The following is a 1513-nucleotide window of genomic DNA, read 5'->3' as shown; positions in this document are numbered from 1 at the left end:
CTACGACGGTCCCCCGGTATGCAGGGTCGTCCGCCAGCGTCCGTCGTGATCGTCACCCAGTTAGTCACCCACCCGCTCGTCGGCTCGCGGCGCGTCCCGGTGAGGGCGCGGAGCATCCTTCTTCTGGCCAACGCGGCTCAGCAGGATCAGGAGTGGGCCGCCGACGAACATGGTGAGGAGGCAGCACAGGCCCTTAAGGGGAACACTCGCATCGACCGTGGGCGGTTCCATTCGAGGCACCCTAGCCAGAGCTGGCGGTCTTCGCTGTCCCCGTCACGAGCGGTCCGCCCTTCCGCGGCCTGGGGTCGGCCTGGGCCTGGTCAACGAGCTGCACGGCCCTGCCTGCCAGGCGTTCCGACCCCTCGCTTGTAAGTCCTGGGCAGCCGTCCGACTGCGTCCATCCCCGGCCGGGCCGCCCCGATCGACCCGCCAAGAGCCCGTGGTCGTGCGCCGTCGTCCGTCATCGTTGCTACAGGCGCTGCTACACCCCGCATCTGGCGACCAGCGGATTAAGAGGGCTGGCTCTCGCACCGTCAAGTGCCGAGGCCTCCCTCGGCCTGGTGGGCTGAGGTGCCGGTCGTGCTCATCTTGCGGCCCGTTGGGGTCGCGTAGCGGTCGACCCCTCGGCGACCCTCCCGATCCCTAACGCTGCCTTGCAAAGGCGGCTCCACACAGTTGATGCTTGCTGATCAATGCCGACGACTGGTGTTGTCGTCCGGGACTTTGCTGTCCCGTACCAACGGTTAACGGCTGTTGTCGCGCGTCTCGCTGACTTCCTGCTGACTGACGACCGTCAGGGCTCAGCCCGACGGGCACCCTCGTCCAGCCCCGCTCGCCTCGCCCGGTACGATCGCGAGCTTGTTCGCACTGCAGGGAGCCCATGAGATCCGCGTGCGGCCGCCCCGGCAGTTCCCATGCTGAGAGTAGGTTTCGTCAATGGCATGCCGTATCGGTGAGCTCGTGCTCAAGTGCCACGACCCCGAGGTGCTGGCGCGGTTCTGGTGCGAGGTCCTGGACTTCATAGAGCTCGATCGCGAAGAGGGGGTCTACATCGAGATAGGTCCGCGCGAAGGGTTCGGCGGCCCGCAGCCGACGATCTTCCTCATCCGCAACGACGAGCCGAAGAACGGGCATGCCCGGCTGCACATCGACGTCAACCCCACCGACCGCGATCAGGACGCCGAGCTCGAGCGCCTCCTGGCCGCCGGGGCCAAACTCGTCGACATCGGTCAGCCTGCGGATGCGTCCTGGCACGTCCTCGCCGATCCAGAAGGCAACGAGTTCTGCCTGCTCAAGCGCCGCCTCGACCCACTCTGACGGCCCTCGCCCAAACGATCGACGCAGCCGCCACCCCGCAGCCGCCGACAAGATCTGGCGACCCCATCAATAGCTGGGGGGCCGGGTGGATGCTCGACCCGCCCCGTGTCGCATGCGTGTTGGTGAGGCATTGACCCAGCCAGCGGAACCTCGCCATCCCGTCGCCGTCGACCCGCCCTTGTGGGAGCGGGCCGCC

General features: G+C 67.6%; 1 protein-coding gene. It reads left to right on the top strand.

Annotated features, from left to right (window positions below):
- Positions 1-936: 936 nt before the first annotated feature.
- Positions 937-1317 (top strand): VOC family protein, encoded by a 381-nt coding sequence (locus I8N68_RS32375; protein WP_200216908.1) that lies wholly within the window; start codon positions 937-939, stop codon positions 1315-1317.
- Positions 1318-1513 lie beyond the last annotated feature (196 nt).

Source organism: Micromonospora coerulea (assembly GCF_016598485.1).
Taxonomy (GTDB): Bacteria; Actinomycetota; Actinomycetes; order Mycobacteriales; family Micromonosporaceae; genus Micromonospora; species Micromonospora coerulea.
This window is presented reverse-complemented; position numbering and strand designations above follow the sequence as displayed.

Excerpts from the sequence above, each read along its gene's own strand:
- I8N68_RS32375 (WP_200216908.1), top strand. The coding sequence starts at position 937 with ATGGCATGCCGTATCGGTGAGCTCGTGCTCAAGTGCCACGACCCCGAG.